This is a genomic window from Flectobacillus sp., from assembly GCF_049240685.1.
Taxonomy (GTDB): domain Bacteria; phylum Bacteroidota; class Bacteroidia; order Cytophagales; family Spirosomataceae; genus Flectobacillus.
This window is the reverse complement of sequence record NZ_JBMLSD010000128.1, coordinates 1-15,561: the sequence shown is the minus strand read 5'-3', so window position 1 is coordinate 15,561 and position 15,561 is coordinate 1. Positions and strand designations below refer to the sequence as shown.

General features: G+C 36.7%; 12 protein-coding genes. 9 read left to right on the top strand and 3 right to left on the bottom strand.

Annotated elements, in window-relative coordinates:
- Nucleotides 1-326: 326 nt before the first annotated feature.
- Nucleotides 327-2,777 (top strand): TonB-dependent siderophore receptor, encoded by a 2,451-nt coding sequence (locus ACOVQ4_RS05960; protein WP_421819736.1) that lies wholly within the window; start codon nucleotides 327-329, stop codon nucleotides 2,775-2,777.
- Nucleotides 2,778-3,072: 295 nt separating this feature from the next.
- Here the strand turns inward: ACOVQ4_RS05960 and ACOVQ4_RS05955 are convergent, their stop codons facing one another.
- Nucleotides 3,073-3,636, bottom strand: coding sequence for a pentapeptide repeat-containing protein (locus tag ACOVQ4_RS05955; RefSeq protein WP_421819735.1), 564 nt, complete (start codon nucleotides 3,634-3,636; stop codon nucleotides 3,073-3,075).
- Nucleotides 3,637-3,918: 282 nt separating this feature from the next.
- Nucleotides 3,919-4,794: an alpha/beta hydrolase gene (locus ACOVQ4_RS05950; RefSeq protein WP_421819734.1), complete on the bottom strand. Its 876-nt coding sequence runs from the start codon at nucleotides 4,792-4,794 to the stop codon at nucleotides 3,919-3,921.
- A gap of 295 nt (nucleotides 4,795-5,089) precedes the next feature.
- Here ACOVQ4_RS05950 and ACOVQ4_RS05945 point away from each other — a divergent pair, with 295 nt between their 5' ends.
- From ACOVQ4_RS05945 to ACOVQ4_RS05925, 5 genes are all read left to right on the top strand, one after another.
- Nucleotides 5,090-6,922 (top strand): gamma-glutamyltransferase family protein, encoded by a 1,833-nt coding sequence (locus ACOVQ4_RS05945; protein WP_421819737.1) that lies wholly within the window; start codon nucleotides 5,090-5,092, stop codon nucleotides 6,920-6,922.
- A gap of 400 nt (nucleotides 6,923-7,322) precedes the next feature.
- Complete coding sequence (locus ACOVQ4_RS05940; protein ID WP_421819733.1) at nucleotides 7,323-9,350, top strand: glycoside hydrolase family 36 protein; 2,028 nt, start codon at nucleotides 7,323-7,325, stop codon at nucleotides 9,348-9,350.
- A 57-nt stretch (nucleotides 9,351-9,407) separates the two neighbouring features.
- Complete coding sequence (locus ACOVQ4_RS05935) at nucleotides 9,408-10,133, top strand: hypothetical protein (RefSeq protein WP_421819732.1); 726 nt, start codon at nucleotides 9,408-9,410, stop codon at nucleotides 10,131-10,133.
- 117 nt (nucleotides 10,134-10,250) lie between these two features.
- Nucleotides 10,251-10,724: a DUF1877 family protein gene (locus tag ACOVQ4_RS05930; RefSeq protein ID WP_421819731.1), complete on the top strand. Its 474-nt coding sequence runs from the start codon at nucleotides 10,251-10,253 to the stop codon at nucleotides 10,722-10,724.
- A gap of 53 nt (nucleotides 10,725-10,777) precedes the next feature.
- A complete protein-coding gene (locus ACOVQ4_RS05925; RefSeq protein ID WP_421819730.1) occupies nucleotides 10,778-11,728 on the top strand; it encodes a hypothetical protein in 951 nt (316 codons plus the stop codon).
- Between the two features lie 261 nt (nucleotides 11,729-11,989).
- On the opposite strand, the gene ACOVQ4_RS05920 is transcribed toward ACOVQ4_RS05925, so the two are convergent.
- Nucleotides 11,990-12,562, bottom strand: coding sequence for a YdeI/OmpD-associated family protein (locus ACOVQ4_RS05920; RefSeq protein WP_421819729.1), 573 nt, complete (start codon nucleotides 12,560-12,562; stop codon nucleotides 11,990-11,992).
- A gap of 259 nt (nucleotides 12,563-12,821) precedes the next feature.
- Here ACOVQ4_RS05920 and ACOVQ4_RS05915 point away from each other — a divergent pair, with 259 nt between their 5' ends.
- From ACOVQ4_RS05915 to ACOVQ4_RS05905, 3 genes are all read left to right on the top strand, one after another.
- On the top strand, nucleotides 12,822-13,715 hold the full coding sequence (locus ACOVQ4_RS05915) for an EamA family transporter (protein WP_421819728.1): 894 nt from the start codon (nucleotides 12,822-12,824) through the stop codon (nucleotides 13,713-13,715).
- A gap of 74 nt (nucleotides 13,716-13,789) precedes the next feature.
- Entirely contained in the window at nucleotides 13,790-14,347 is a 558-nt protein-coding gene (locus ACOVQ4_RS05910) for a YdeI/OmpD-associated family protein (RefSeq protein WP_421819727.1), read from the top strand.
- Between the two features lie 147 nt (nucleotides 14,348-14,494).
- Nucleotides 14,495-15,561 (top strand): hypothetical protein (locus tag ACOVQ4_RS05905; RefSeq protein ID WP_421819726.1); only part of this gene is annotated, 1,067 nt, incomplete at its 3' end.

The window sequence follows — 15,561 nt, the reverse complement described above, 5'->3', positions numbered from 1 at the left end:
TTTTTAATAACGATAGATAGTTTTTTTGCTGATTGCTCTAGGCTGTAAGCCGTAGGCCTCAGTCAAAAGGTCTTTATCATTTCACAAAAAAACCTTTTTCTTTAGCATAAAGCTTAAAGCCTATTGCCTAAAGCCTAAAGCCTATTTATTATTTCCCCTCAATACAGTCTTTTTTGCTATCCTTTTCACAATATAAACTTGTTAAAATACAATTTCTAATCTTATTTTAATTTATTCTAAATAAAAGCTTGTATAATAGTATTCCTCCCTCTACATTTGTGCATCTATTTAAAATAAGTCTAAATATCAATAATGAAATGAGTTATATGAAAAGTGTTTATTTACTAATGTTATGTCTGTTTACGCAAATGATTTATGCTCAAACTGGACAGATTACAGGTAAAGTATCCAATAATGATGGTCAACCAGCGGCATTTGTTTCTGTTCAATTAAAAGGGAGTAAGAAAGGAACGACCTCAGACGAACAAGGTAAATTTAAAATTTCCAATTTGAAAGGTGGTAATTATACATTGGTAGCTTCTTTTGTGGGCTATAAAACTTTGGAACAAAAAGTGGTAATTGAGGAAGGTAAAACATTAAATCTTTCACTCGAATTGCTCGAAAGTTCTGAAATGATTAAAGAAATCGTGGTATCGGGGAGCTATGTCGCTAATCGTACGCCATCGCTAGGAAAAGCTAATATCCGACCTTTAGATTTACCCCAAAGTACTGGAGTAGTAACAAGTACAGTAATTGCAGATCAGCAAGCCATTAGACTTGGCGACGTGGTAAAAAACGTGAGCGGGGTATCGCTAACTGAAACGCGTGGTGGTGTTGCCGAAACTTTCTCTTCACGTGGATATAGTGTAGGAGTTGCGGGAGCAGGAGGCAGTATTTTTAAAAATGGAACTATCAGCAATACGATGGGTTTCCCAGATGCTAGTACGCTCGAATCGGTTGAGGTAATGAAAGGTAGCTCTGCGCTATTGTATGGTAATGTTTCGGGTGGTTTGATTATCAATATGGTTACAAAAAAACCTCGTTTCGACTGGGGTGGACAGGCATCTATGCTTTTTGGAAGCTATAATCAATACAAACCAACACTTGATGTTTACGGTCCGATTAGTAAAAATCTTGCTTTTAGAGTGGTAGGAACTTACGAAAATGCAAAAAGCTATCGTGATGTTGTAAAAACCGAAAGAACTTATGTAACCCCATCGTTGCTTTACAAAATCAATGATAAAACAGATGTTTTGTTACAGGTAGATTATTTGAAAAGTAATATTGTTCCAGATGCTGGTGTAGGTACACCAAATAGTAGAATTACCATTACTGAGTTGCCAGATGCTCCTCGCAATCGTTTTATCAATACTAGCTGGGCATACAATAATACCGAGCAAACATCGAGCTTTTTGACAATCAACCACAAATTTGATGCAAATTGGAAATTGACTGCTATAGGTTCGATTCAAAACACAGTTGTAAAGGGTTTTGGCGCAGGGGTTCCTAGTGCCATTGCAACCAATGGAGACTATACACGTACATTGAGTGCCGTTCATACCAATGAAAGAGATTATACTGCTCAGGTTAACTTGAATGGAGGTTTTAAGACAGGCGCTTTGACTCATCAGTTATTGGCGGGTGCTGATTTCTTAAGAATTTCGAATGTGAGTCATAGTTTTAAATTTACTTCGGCAGCAGGTGTAGTAGGAACGGCATACGACAAAATCAATATCTTCGATTTCTCGAAATATGTAGCTCGCACCGACATTCCTACGATTGCGGATACAGCTCGTACAACTACTCCTCAAAATCGCTATGGGATATATGTTCAGGATTTGTTAACGATTACGCCTAAATTTAAGGTATTAGCAGGTTTGAGATATTCGTATCAGACTGCCTATCAGTCTACTATCTTGAATCTTGAGAAAAACACTGAGCGTCGTGGAGCAACTGCTGACAAATCGGATGGTGCTTTTTCTCCAAAATTAGCCTTAATTTACCAGCCATTAAAAACTACTTCAATTTACACATCTTACAGCAATAGCTTTACGATTAACACTGGTACTGATATCAATGGCGACAATCTTAAGCCTTCGATTATCGATAACTACGAAATTGGGGTAAAAAATGAGTTTTTGGACGGTAAACTATCTGCTAATTTGAGTGTTTATAAAATCATCAATAGCAATTTTGCACAAACTGCACTCTTTGATAAAAACGGAAACCCGAATACCAATACAAACATTAGAGAGTTATCAGGTGAAACAACAAGCGATGGTTTTGAAGTAGATGTGAATGCTGTTTTATCTAAAAACTTCTATTTCTTGTTGGGTTATGGATACAACTTTATGCGCTATACAAACACAACAGGTGCGGTGGGTTCACAAGTAGAAGGAGAGCAACTCATCAGAAATCCTAGAAGTACAGCCAATGGTTCGATTTTCTATACGTTTGATAATACCGTATTCAAAGGAGTAAAGTTAGGCTTGACTGCCTTCTATACTGGAAATCGCTTTGCAGGCAATAACAACGTAGTTGGTTTGAATGGTGGCTTGAACAATACTACTGCCTCTTTGAGTTCTTACAATGCCTTGATTCCTTTATCTGGTTTCGCAACAGTTGATTTCTCTGTAGGATACACCTACAACAAAGTGTCAATTTTAGGTAAAGTTTCGAACATATTCAACGAGATGAATTACATTGTACACGATCGTTATAGTATCAACCCGATTCCTCCACGTCAATTGGCTGTTACGGTCAACTACAGATTTTAATTTGACAATTCAGTGATTTAAAAATTATTTTTATCATAAATTTTAGTATCAAAAAAGGCGTTCGAATATCTAATTTCGAACGCCTTTTTTGATACTCGATAAATGAATGACCTTATTCTCAAAATTTGGGCTGTCTTATATTTTGGTTAAATTTAAAAATTAACGTAAAATAAAATTGTATTCCTACACTAGGAGCGGTAAGCTTAAGACGCACAGTTCTAAACTGTTAAAAAATTGAGTCAAAGACTTAGGCTTGAACTAGGGAATAATCAAAAAATTACATTCTACACTTCTTTTATCCCTCAATTTGTAAATCATATTTATGCAAAAGTCCGGCAAGTCCTAGTACTGAAAACTTAGCCTTTTTCATTCGATTGCTCTCAGGATCAATAGCAAAATTATAAGAAGTTCGTAAGTCGGCTTTTTCGAGTATAGTTCGGTTAAAGATAGCTTGATCTAAATTACAGTTTTCAAAAACAGCACTAGTCAAGTCGGTTTCGGCGAAGTCGGCGCCTTGTAATTGTGTGTCTTTGAAAATCGTTTTCTTGAGTTTAGTTTTGAAGAAGGAAGCATGGTTTAACTGACAATTCTCAAAAGAAACCTCAAATCCGAATGAATTACAAGTATCAAATCGTAGTCCCAAAGTTTTACAGTCCTTAAAAATAACTCCCTGAAAGGCAGTATTATTGATGGTAGCTAAACTCAAATTGCAAGCCAAAAAACGACAGTCCGTAAATTTATAGCTAGAAAGGTTTTTGTTTGATAAATCACAATGGCTAAAACTACAGTTTTCGTACTCGCCTTTGCTTAGCTCATTTATTTTATCAAAAATTTGGTCAGTAAAATATTGGTCTTGCATCGAATGATTTACAGGTTTTAGTAAAAGGAAACCTCAAATTAGTAATATTTAGGTAGGTGGGCAAAATCAGAGTTGATTTATTCGTTTGGGCACTAGTCAATATTTACATGGCAAAAGGTGTTAAGATGTTGATGATAATCATAGACACGCTTTTTCCCAATTTCTTTTGTTTACGACTTTCAGCTGTGGGCATTTGGCGAAAATATATCCTTTGTTAAAAAAACAATTTATCACTCTTTACCTCATGACTAGAACACAAAACTTTAATCTAATTCTGCACTTTTACTTTTTTAATAAAAATTCAAAAGGTAAATGAAGCCTTTTGGCCCATGCTTTTTCGCTGTGGTCTTCGCCTTCAAATTTGAGAGTCTTCCAGTTGTTGGAGCTAAAACCTTTTTTAAGCATCAACTCATCCACTTTTGCTTGGTGCTTTGGATAAAATGCGTCTAAGGTTGCCGTCCCGAAATCAAAATAGATTTTGTGAGTTTTAGGCGATGGGAGGTGGGCTTCCATGTAGTTTAAAAATGCTTCGGGTATCGGGTTGTTTGTATCCGAAAAAATACCAATCCAGTGCGTAGACAAACAAGCCGCTCCACCAAAAATCTCAGGATATTCACAAATCGCATACATAGAAATCAACCCACCCATGCTACTTCCTGCCACGAATGTATTGGCAGGGTCTGTCCAAACAGAAAAATGTTGGTCTATATAAGGCTTTAGTTCTTTTACCAAAAATCGTAAATAGTTATCTGAAATAGGCTGGAAGTTTTCCTCAGTTCGACCCAATTTTTTGAGTTCTGCGGTAACAAAATCCTTTTGGTTTGAGCTAAGAGACTCATACGGCTTTTGAGGGAAATAGTCGGCATGGCGAGTTGCCCCTCCATTCCAAATACCTACAATGATAAATTCTTTTGTATTACCTAAATTCATCAACTTAGTCGCTACTTCATCTGCTTGCCAGTCTTGTTTGTTCCAAGTAATGGTACTGTCAAACAACATTTGTCCATCGTGCATATACAAAACAGCGTACTTTTTTTGATTATTATAGCCTTTTGGTAGCCAGATGTCGATATTTCTAGGAGAAACAAACTTTGAAGAGAAATTTTCAATCCGCATAATTTTTCCAGAAGATACTGCTGGTAAGGGAGTCTGTGACATAAGCGAAAATGTGCTAATGAAGAAAAGCGAGAGGAAGTATAAATTTTTCTGTAACATGTTTTGAGTTGTTTCTGGTAAAGTAAAATAAATTCGTTTGTGACAAAGTACCACTTTACAAACAGATGTATCACTTTCTGAAGAGTGAACCTATTACAATGCTTTGGCCCTTAAAGTTTGTTACTCGTCGTAAAAAAGTGAATTTGTTTGGCTTCTTTTCCTTTTGCGATTATTTTTAATAGACAATCAACAAAACACTTTTTTCATGAAAAATATTTTACGAATTAGTACCGTCATTATGTTGCTTTGTACCAAGTCTTTCGGACAAGCCTTTAATAATCTACCAGTTTTGACGCAAAAGCCTCCACTACATGGAAAACATTGGATGGCAGTAACAGGAAAACCTCTGGCCGCTACGGCAGGAGCCATGACCTTTTCGAAAGGAGGTAATGCCATAGACGCCGCTTGTGCCATGCTTGCTGCTACTTGTACGATGTGGGATGTACTAAGTTGGGGTGGCGAAACACAGGCTTTGATTTATAATCCTAAAACCAAAAAAGTGATTGCTATCAATGCCCTCGGGGTAGCGCCTACAGGAGCGACGGCTGATTTTTTTAAAAATAAAGGCATGAAATATCCGCCTGAATTTGGCCCTTTGGCAGCTATTACGCCAGGAACACCAGGAGGATTGATGACCATTTTGGCAGAATATGGTACGATGTCGCTTAAGGATGTATTGGCACCCGCGATGCAAATGGCAGAAGGGTATCCGATAGAAGCACAAACGGCAAATTCAATCGAAAAAGCGAAGGAACAAATCAAACAATGGCCCTATTCAAAAAAGGTATTCTTGCCACATTTGGGCGCTAAATATGAAGCTCCTGAAGCTGGTGAAATATTTGTGCAAAAGGATTTGTTAGAAACTTTAAGAAAATTAGTAAAAGCTGAACAACAAGCATTGGCCAAGGGGAAATCTCGTAAAGAGGCCATTTATGCGGCTTATGATGTTTTTTATAAAGGAGAAATTGCAAAAGAATTTGTGAGAGGTTGTCAAGAACAAGGTGGCTTGATTACTGAACAAGATTTGGCCAACTGGAAAGTAAAAATCGAAGAACCAACGATGACGACATACAGAGGAATTGAGGTATATAAATTACAACAATGGACACAAGGACCCGCCATGCTTCAAACCTTAAATATCCTCGAAAATTTCGATTTGAAAAGTATGGGCTATAACTCTACCCGCTACATTCATACCTTGTATCAGGCCATGAATTTAGCATTTGCCGACCGTGATTTTTACTATGGAGATCCAGCCTTTGCTCCTGAAGAACCGATGAAAGGTTTGCTTTCGAAAGAATATGCCAAAGAGCGCAGTAAACTTATCAATCCTGATGCTAATGACCCTAAAATTGGTCCGGGTGACCCATATCCATTTGAAGGAAAAATCAACCCTTATCAGCATATTTTGAAGACTTGGATGGGAGCGAGCACATTTTCTCCTAAAAATAATGCCGTTTATAATACCCAATTCGAGGAGGATTTTACGGCGGGAACAACTTCCGTTGAGGCTGCCGATGCTGAAGGTTGGGTGATTTCGATGACGCCGAGTGGGGGATGGGTTCCTGCGTGTATTGCTGGTAATACAGGTGTTGGCATGAGTCAACGTATGCAGGCATTTGTGTTGGACCCAAAGGAAAACCCATTTAATGTGGTTGAGCCAGGCAAACGTCCACGTGTCACATTGACGCCGAGTATGGCATTGAAAGATGGAAAACCTTATTTATCATTTGCAAAACAAGCGGGCGATGAGCAAGACCAATTACTATTACAATTTTTCTTGAATATGGCAGAATTTGATATGACTGTTCAGGAAGCTTGCGAAGCACCAAGTTTCAAAACATTACAAATGTATTCTAGTTTTGGAAAGCACGAACGTATCAATGGCGGTCTGACGCTCAATGAAGCAACGCCAAGTTGGACTCGCAAAGATTTGAGTAGAATGGGCTACAAAATCAATTATCAAGAACGCACCAGCGGTCCTATCAATGCCATTTATTTCGATTGGAAACACGGTAGTTTCTGGGGCGGATCTAGTAATCATGGCGAGGATTATGGTATAGGGTGGTAGATAGGTTTTGAGTGATGAATGTAAAGCATTGATAATTAATATTTTATGTGCAAATTTTAATATTGCTGCTTAATTGAATATCCGTTAAATTCTTTTATGTTTTTAACGGATATTTTTTGTTCGCTATCCTGAAGGTGAATAGAAGTTATATGGTCAATTGCATATCTAACCCTTTAACAATGATAGAAATAACACTAGGATTAACTAACTTACTCTACACTCAATTTTTATCTTTAAAAATTCACAAATGTTCGCTGTCTTTATTCAAACCCGTATTCAACCTCTGTGTTGGAAAAAGAGAAATATTTTTCTTTTTTTCATAATACTCGGAGGCGTATCAATTTTTCAAAGAATTTTCTCGCAAACTACCTATGCTCATTGGAATCAAACAGAGCTAGTTTTGAATAACGGAATTGTTACGCGGACGATTCAGCTTCCCAACGGAACCAACTCCATTGGTACTACCTCGTATCGACCCAACAAAGGAGAGTATAACTATTTTGAAAATACCAATTCAGAATTTAGTTTTGAATTGAATCAAAAGCGATACACTGGTGCTGATTTATGGACTTTGTCCGAAATCAGCCCTGTTTCTGATACAAAACAAGGCAGTGGTGTGATCATCAAATTGCTTAGTGCCGACAAGCTTGTAGAGGTTGGTTTGCAATATTTGCTTTATCCAAACTTACCCATTATTCGTAAAAACATTACGGTTAAAAATTTATCCAATAATACACTCACCTTAGAATCTGTTGACGTAGAAAAGTTGTCGGTGACACCGTATTACGCCACTACCTACAGTTGGATTTGCCACGATTACGGGCGTAGACGTTCACTAGGACCTTATAATGGTGATATGCAAGATGCACTCGTGACGATTCATAACAGTGATTGGCAACAAGGAATAGTCATCGGAAACGAGGCTTCTGGAATTATAAAACATACCTCTGCTTTTTGGCAAGACAGAACGATTTGTTCAGGGCTGACACATAGAGATGGACGTTATCCCTTCCGAAAATATCTCAAGTCAGGTGAAAGTTTTGTTTCTCCCCAAGTATTCACGGCGGTATATAACCAACAAAAAGACCCAGATGAAATCTTGAATACTGTAGTGCCCGATTTTGTAAGGAAACATTTGGGGATTCGTCTTTCGGAATTAGTTCAAAAACCTACTTTTGTTTATAATACTTGGGAGCCTTTTAATAAGGCGATTAATGAAAAATTGATAAAGGAGCTAGCCAAAAGCGCGGCTGAGGCAGGCATGAAAGAGTTTATTATCGATGATGGTTGGAGTGATAATTATGGAGATTGGACGATCGATAAAGTAAAATTTCCAAATGGATTAAAGCCACTTTTTGACTATATCAAATCGCTGGGAATGAAGCCAGGCCTTTGGGTCAGTGTGGGAAGTGCTTCAACCGAAAGCAAGGTTTATCAGCAGCATCCAGAATGGTTTGTGTTAGACAAAAATCAACAACCTTATAACTTACATTGGGAAGATTCGACTATGGTAACAGCCTGTTTTAGTACAGGTTGGAAAGACTATATCAAAGATGTTTTGATGAAAATGGCTTTAGATTATGGCTTGGAATACATGAAGCTAGATTTTACTGTAGTGACAAGTCCTTATAAATTTGGAAGCCAAAATGCAGGATGTTTTGCCCAAAATCATCCAAGTCATCGTGACAGAGAGGAATCATTTTTCGTAAATTATGAGGCTGTTTGGAACTTGTTTGATGAGCTACACAAAGCCAAACCCAGCTTATTTATCGACTGTACTTTCGAAACTATGGGAGGTTTACAACTGATTGATTATGCCATGCTCAAACATGCTGAAGGAAATTGGCTGTCAAACTTTGCAGGTCTGCCCAACGAAAATGTTGATTTAAGAGTTAGAAATATGGCTTGGTGGAGGTCGCCAGCTATGCCTGCTACCGCACTCGTAATTGGAAATCCAGCTATGCAAGATAAGGGTTGGGAAACACATATTCAGTCATTGGCAGGTGCTTTGCCTATTATGCTTGGAGACCCACGAGAGTTGTCCAAAGAGGATTTTAAAAAGTATCGTAAATATGCCGACTGGTTACAAAAAATGGAAAACACCTATCATTTTATGAGCTTCAGACAAGATTTGAAAGGATACGGCGAGCCCAAAGAAGGCTATTGGGATGGATTTCAACGTATCAATACCGAAACGCAAGAAGGAGGAATCGTTGGTGTGTTTAGACATGGAAGTCAGGAATCTGAACGTAGAATATTCATCAACTATTTGGCATCAGAAAAAAACTATGAAATTAGCGATGCTATTTCAGGAAAGAAATTCGGTATATATTCTGGGAAAAAACTAGCCGAATCGGGTCTTATTATTAAACTTTTTCAAAAATATGAAGGAGTACTTTTAGAGATAAAGCAGGTATTGTACAAATGACGCTGACAGTCAAGGTTATGTTAATTTGGTTAAAATTCTAAGCTAAAAATACTTATTATGATGAAAAGTGACAATACTAAAGACTACACACTGAAGGTGTTTTGCGGAGGTTTACTCTCCTCATGGATATTATGGATTTTCGGTGTTGGAATACTTTTGGGGCTTCTGTTGTGGGTAGCGGCTTTGGTATACCTTTTCTCAGAAAAATCATGGTTGAAATGGTATTTATTTTTTCTGTCTGGATGGATTGTAATTCCGACTTTTCATGTACTTGGGGCTACACGTGATTACCTCAATGGAAATGCAACCTTCAACCAAAAGCTTAATTTAAAGCAAAAATTCTATAATTTGGATCCGACCTATAGAGTATGGAAAAGAAATTCTGGAGTTTTTTTTGATGGATTTGAATTACTGGAAAATATACCCAATAATCTAACTGTAAAGGCTCTCATAAAACTTTTTGGATATCAAAAAGATGCGTATCTAGGTTTTTATCCTGATTCTCTGGAAAGTAAACGACTACTGGCTCGATATGGCAAGCCCATACAACTCAAAATGGTGGATGATAGGCTAAGCTTTAACGTGAACCAAAAACCCTTTAAAATGCCTCAAGCGTATTTAACCTATTTCCCTTCGTTATCTGAAAGCACTGAAATTTTAGTTTGTTTGGTTCAGAATGAGCTGATATTAATACAAACTAAAAAATCCAAGAATATCTATTTGATGGATGCAAAAACTACTAATATCTTCGCGTGTTACCTTCAAAGTCCAAATACCTACTAAACCAACTTAACTTTATTTGAATATTAATCAAAATTAATTGTGATAAATTTAGATATAAAACTAAATTAGCATGTTCATATATTTATAAATCTAAAATCACATAAAATGGGAATGTCCATGATGGTTTTTGGAGTGAAAAACTCTGAGAATATTGTAGAAGAAACCGATTTGTTCGAACAAATTGAAACAAGTGAAAATGAGGCAGTCGATCTAGGAAAAGAATTCATGCATTTAGCTATGGTACTAACCAACGACGTTGACCCTTTCTCACAGATTGAATCTATCGGATTCAAATCCGTATTGGGAATTTCAGGTACTGGTGAATTTGAAGTGGGAAGCTATAATGTAGTAGGTTATTTGAACCATCTACAACTTCAAGAAGTAACCAATTGGTTACTTAGTTTATCCATCAATTCCCTTGAGGACTTTGAGCAATGGTATGAAAAATTGGACGAAGAGGTGAAAACTACTTTAGAGGAGTTTGGCACCGATTCCGAACAAATCTATGAAGGGTCTTTTGAACCTCTACTTAGTTTATATCAAAAGTTAGTTGAAGAAGAAAAGGCTGCTCTTTTTTGTCTGTCAATGTAACTGCATTACAATCAATATTTTATTTATACACTAAAGCTTAATAATTTCATAGAATGAATACCCCTAAAAAAATATTTCTACTATTGTTTTCTTTTACTTCGTTCAATAGTTTTACCCAAACAATTTCGATTGCTTCTCCTTGGAAAATCAATAATGTATCCAAGTATGAACTACAACAACAAAATATAGGAGGCATTTACGGTGAAGACCATTTTGAGCAAAGTCTTAAAACATTTCAGATAAAAGTAATCAAAGAATTTCCAAAACCTAACGCAGGCTTCCTTGTAGAGTGGAAATACTTGAGCTATATCACCGCTGCCACGGATACACTCGAAGAAAGTTGCCCAATTATTGACAAAAAGTTCTTATTGCAAACTCCAATTTTTATTCGTGTTGACCAAAAAGGTACTTATCAAGGCTTGGCAGATAAGCTGGATTTGCAAAAAAAGTACATGGCTTTTTACGCAAAAAGTATCAAAGAAGGAAGTGCTCCATTTTGTATGGATATGCTAAAGTCCAATATGGCTAGAGGCAATAGCTTTTCAGATATTTTTGATGCCATTGTTCCTGAAATTCAACGATTTTTCGCTGCATTTTCTTTATTGCCTTGTGATGAAAAGGGTGAGAGTGTAGATACAACAGAAAAGTTTAAAAGTGCTGGAGGAGCAGTAACGGAGGTACCAAAGACTTTACGCTTAAAACCTGAAATGATCGGGAACGACTTGAAAGTAAGTTTTGAAATGAAAGTGTCTGAGAAAGAGTATAAAAAAATGTTTGAGACAAACACACGTAAAGCGTGGGACGACGAAGGATTTAGCACTACAGACTCAAGCAGAATTCGATTGGAAGAAAAACTAGCGGCCTTTCAACCTAAAAACCGCCAAAAATTAGAGGCGACTTTCAACAAGACTGATGGCTCGCTCTCATCTTTTGAATTTATCGTGGATGAATGGCTAATGATGAAAGGGGGAGAAACTCAAAAGTATTTTTTCAAAAAACAGTAGAAATAAGTAATTGTGCTGAATTAGATTTAAGTTATGTGTTTAGGCAATAGGCACGAGGCAAAGAGTGTTAACATGTTTTTTAGTAACGCTAGATATGTTTTTGCCGAATGCCCATACCTGAAAGCCGAAAGCACAAAAATTAATTTTTATTTTGCGGACTAACTTAATTAACGCTATTAATACTTGTTAAAAGTCAATAAGCTCAAAGTTTTACGCATATTACTTGCCTAACTTTGAGCTTACATTATTGCTTTATCTCCATTAGTCCTCCATTCCTTTACCTTCCATGATTTTTGGAAGATATTTTTCAATTCTTGAAATGCGGGTTTTGGCTTGTTTGGCTGAGGAAAAGTGCAATAAATACCCTCTTTGTCGACCTGGTGTAAGTTGTTCAAAGGCTGTTTTGATGGTCTCATCATTGTCGAGTAACTCTTTAAACTCTGCTGGCATTGTAAATTCTGAAGTAGGTTTGTATTCCACTTTCAAGCCTGCTTTTTCTATTTCAATTGCCTCCAAAATATATGCTTTAATCAATTGCCGATTTTGAGTGATTTCTTCCAGATGGACAAATCTGAGTTGGCGCCTATCTTGAACATTTTCGGTTTGTTGAATCAACAGTTTAGCTGGGTCTTTCATCAAAACACCTTTGAAAAATAACAAAGCACAGTAATTCTTAAAGCTGTGAATCAAGACGATATTGTTGCTTTGATACGTATAACAAGGATGCATCCATTTGATTTCTTCCTCTAAGTCGCACTCCAAAACAATTTCTCGGAGTGTTTCCATTTCCAACTGCCATTTTTGGTCTTTTTCAAAAAAACGATCTGCTTTCATTTTAAATAGGATTTAATTAAGAGGAAAATTGTATGATTGCTCAAAAATATCTTTATTTTTGGGTAATTAAAAATTATCGAAATGAACTTATTATTCTCTGCCAATACACCTCCACCAGTTGCCTGATCGGCTAAACAACTGGATGTCGATTTACTCTCACAAAATTTGTGAGAGCTGTTTTTTATATCCATTCACAAATAAGGTTGTTTTGCCATTTATATCAATTTGGTTTTACTGAAAACTTTATAACAACCTTTTAATGAAAAACTTACCGTATATTTTGATGGTACTTCTTGGCGGAGTACTCTACGGCATGATGTCGTCTTTTGTCAAATTATTTTATACTTATGGATACAATGCCGCCGAATTATCTTTTGGTCAGGCCCTTGGTTCGGCCGTGGTACTGGCCTCAAGCATTTTATTGATAAAGGATAAAGAGTCTTTCTTTTTGGATAAAAAGGGCAGCATCTCATTACTTCTCACAGGTGCGGCTATTGGGATGTCTAATTTTTTGTATTATCAATCGGTAAGCTATATTCCAGCTTCACTGGCCATTGTAATTTTAATGCAATTTACATGGATAAGCCTGCTGTTAGATTGGCTGTTTTATCGAGTTCAACCACGCAAAATAGAGCTTCTGACTGTACTATTAATTTTGATTGGAACGGTACTCGCAAGTGGTATTTTCGAACAAGAAATTCAGTCTTTTTCATGGACTGGCATTGCCTTTGCACTCGCAACCTCATTTACTTATGCGAGTTATATCGTTGCCAACAGTCGTATCAAAAATGAAACGGCATGGCAAGTAAAAAGTACCTTGATTATGACGGGTTCGGCGATTTGTATTTTTACTGTTAATGCCAAAACTATTATAACGAGTCAGCATTTTGATGTGAATTATGGGTATATGATTTTGTTTTTGAGTGTTCTAGGTACGACAATCCCAACGGTTTTGTTTGTGAAAAGTATTCCTAAAATTGGGGCTGGTATCAGTTCTATTTTGATGACAATCGAGTTACCGATTGCAGTTATTTGTGCGCATTGGGTACTTGGTGAATCACTGAGTAAAATTCAGTTTCTGGGAATTTTGACAATGCTTGGGGCTATTGTTTGGATGAATTATGTGAAGACAAAAAATCAATCAGCTTTATAATTTCCTGCTGACATACGGCTGTCATATTGCTGGTGTAGCTTTGTGACAGTCGTATAAATAAATCACTTGACACTATGCAAGAAATAGAAACTTTTTACCCTCAAAATATAGCAGCATGGCGAGATTGGCTTGAAAAGCATCATCAATCTCATGATTCTATCTGGGTAGTATTTTATAAAAAATCTTCTGGAGAACCTACTATTACTTGGTCAGAAGCAGTAGATATGGCGCTATGTTTTGGTTGGATAGATAGTAAAAAAGTGTCAGTGGATGCCGTACAATCTATTCAATTTTTTAGCAAACGAAAGGCAAAAAGTACTTGGTCGAAAATTAACAAAGATAAAATTGAAAAATTGATAGAGGCAAAATTGATGGCACCTGCGGGAATAGAGTCGATTAGGATTGCAAAGGAAAATGGTTCTTGGACGATGTTAGATGAAGTTGAAGCACTGGTAATTCCATCAGATTTAAAGGAGAGTCTCCAATCAGTGGAGGGTTTATTAGAAAAATTTGAAGGGCTTAGTAAATCGGCTAAAAAAGAAATGCTTTTTAAAATGTTATCAGCCAAGCGACCTGAAACTCGTCAGAAGCGTATAGAAGAAATTGTTACGCTATTGCAGAAAGGTAAATGAGGAAAAACAGAATTTATTCACTCTTCGTCAGAATCCTTCAATCGACAAGTTATTTTCGATTCAATACTTCAAAATTGAATAAACCCACTATTTTTGTTGATTACATATTTCAAACTGCATCAATTAAGAACCCCAATGATGAATCACATGACGAAAAAATCTTTGCTTATTTGTAGTATTTCTGCCTTTCTATTTGTTCAATGTCGAACAAGTAAAGTAGTTGAGGTGGCCGAGATTAAGGAACAAAATTGTATTTCTTGCTTTCAACCTGAATTGGTAAATAGTAAAGCTACTTGTGAAACTTCTGCGATTGTGTATGATGGTTCCAAAATTCTGATTGCCAATGACAAAGATATGCCAGATGGTCGTACTTCTGTTTTTGCTATCACTAGCAACACAATCACAACCGATACTTCTAAAATTGTTTATCTCAAAAATCCAATATTCAAGGCTGCCAAGAAGTACGAAGACTTTGCCATTACCCCAAATCAGAGCTTGATATTTTTATCTACGGGTTTTGACAGGGTAAAAGATAATAGCCCAGAATGGGATGGTTTTAATACGATTTTATATTGGGAAAAAGGGCAGGACGAATCGCCAAAAGTACTTTCAGAAGAAGGAAAAGCTACAAGCTCTGTGGGTTTGAGAAAGCAAATTTCGAAGGTATTGGCCAACGAAAAATTTCCAGAAGGCGTCCCATATTTCAAAATCGAGGGTTTTGCTGCTACCAACACTCACTTGTATCTAGGTGTAAGAGAGATTGGTGAAAGTTTTCAAAATCCAATTTATGTCATAAAAGTAATCGAAGTGCCATATACCTTCAAAGATGGTGTGGTTGCTCTGTCTGGCGCGATGAAGGTAATTGCTGATTTTCAGCCTGATAAACAAATTGTAGGCGATGTGAAATTGGGACTTTCGAGTATTGAATACGATCGTTTCAACAAACGCTTTGTGATTTTGACCTCTTATGAAACACCAGAAAATGTAGGTGCCTATCTTTGGACAGCCTCACTCAATGACTTGAGAAGTAATAAGATTTCGATTGTAAAATCAACCAATGGCGAGCCTCTAAAACTCACTACCAAAGCTGAGGATGTGACAATCGTAGATAAATCAACGCTGTATTTAATCAATGATGATGATCGTTTGAAGACAAAAGTAAACGGACAAACCCGCCAATTAAATCAAGCTTTTTATCAAGTGATAAGTTTGAA

Bases quoted from the DNA above. Each gene is read 5' to 3' on its own strand.
- ACOVQ4_RS05915 (WP_421819728.1), top strand. From the start codon at position 12,822: ATGAAAAACTTACCGTATATTTTGATGGTACTTCTTGGCGGAGTACTC.
- ACOVQ4_RS05910 (WP_421819727.1), top strand. From the start codon at position 13,790: ATGCAAGAAATAGAAACTTTTTACCCTCAAAATATAGCAGCATGGCGA.
- ACOVQ4_RS05925 (WP_421819730.1), top strand. From the start codon at position 10,778: ATGAATACCCCTAAAAAAATATTTCTACTATTGTTTTCTTTTACTTCG.
- ACOVQ4_RS05950 (WP_421819734.1), bottom strand. From the start codon at position 4,794: ATGTCACAGACTCCCTTACCAGCAGTATCTTCTGGAAAAATTATGCGG.
- ACOVQ4_RS05955 (WP_421819735.1), bottom strand. From the start codon at position 3,636: ATGCAAGACCAATATTTTACTGACCAAATTTTTGATAAAATAAATGAG.
- ACOVQ4_RS05920 (WP_421819729.1), bottom strand. From the start codon at position 12,562: ATGAAAGCAGATCGTTTTTTTGAAAAAGACCAAAAATGGCAGTTGGAA.
- ACOVQ4_RS05960 (WP_421819736.1), top strand. From the start codon at position 327: ATGAAAAGTGTTTATTTACTAATGTTATGTCTGTTTACGCAAATGATT.
- ACOVQ4_RS05935 (WP_421819732.1), top strand. From the start codon at position 9,408: ATGATGAAAAGTGACAATACTAAAGACTACACACTGAAGGTGTTTTGC.
- ACOVQ4_RS05930 (WP_421819731.1), top strand. From the start codon at position 10,251: ATGATGGTTTTTGGAGTGAAAAACTCTGAGAATATTGTAGAAGAAACC.
- ACOVQ4_RS05945 (WP_421819737.1), top strand. From the start codon at position 5,090: ATGTTGCTTTGTACCAAGTCTTTCGGACAAGCCTTTAATAATCTACCA.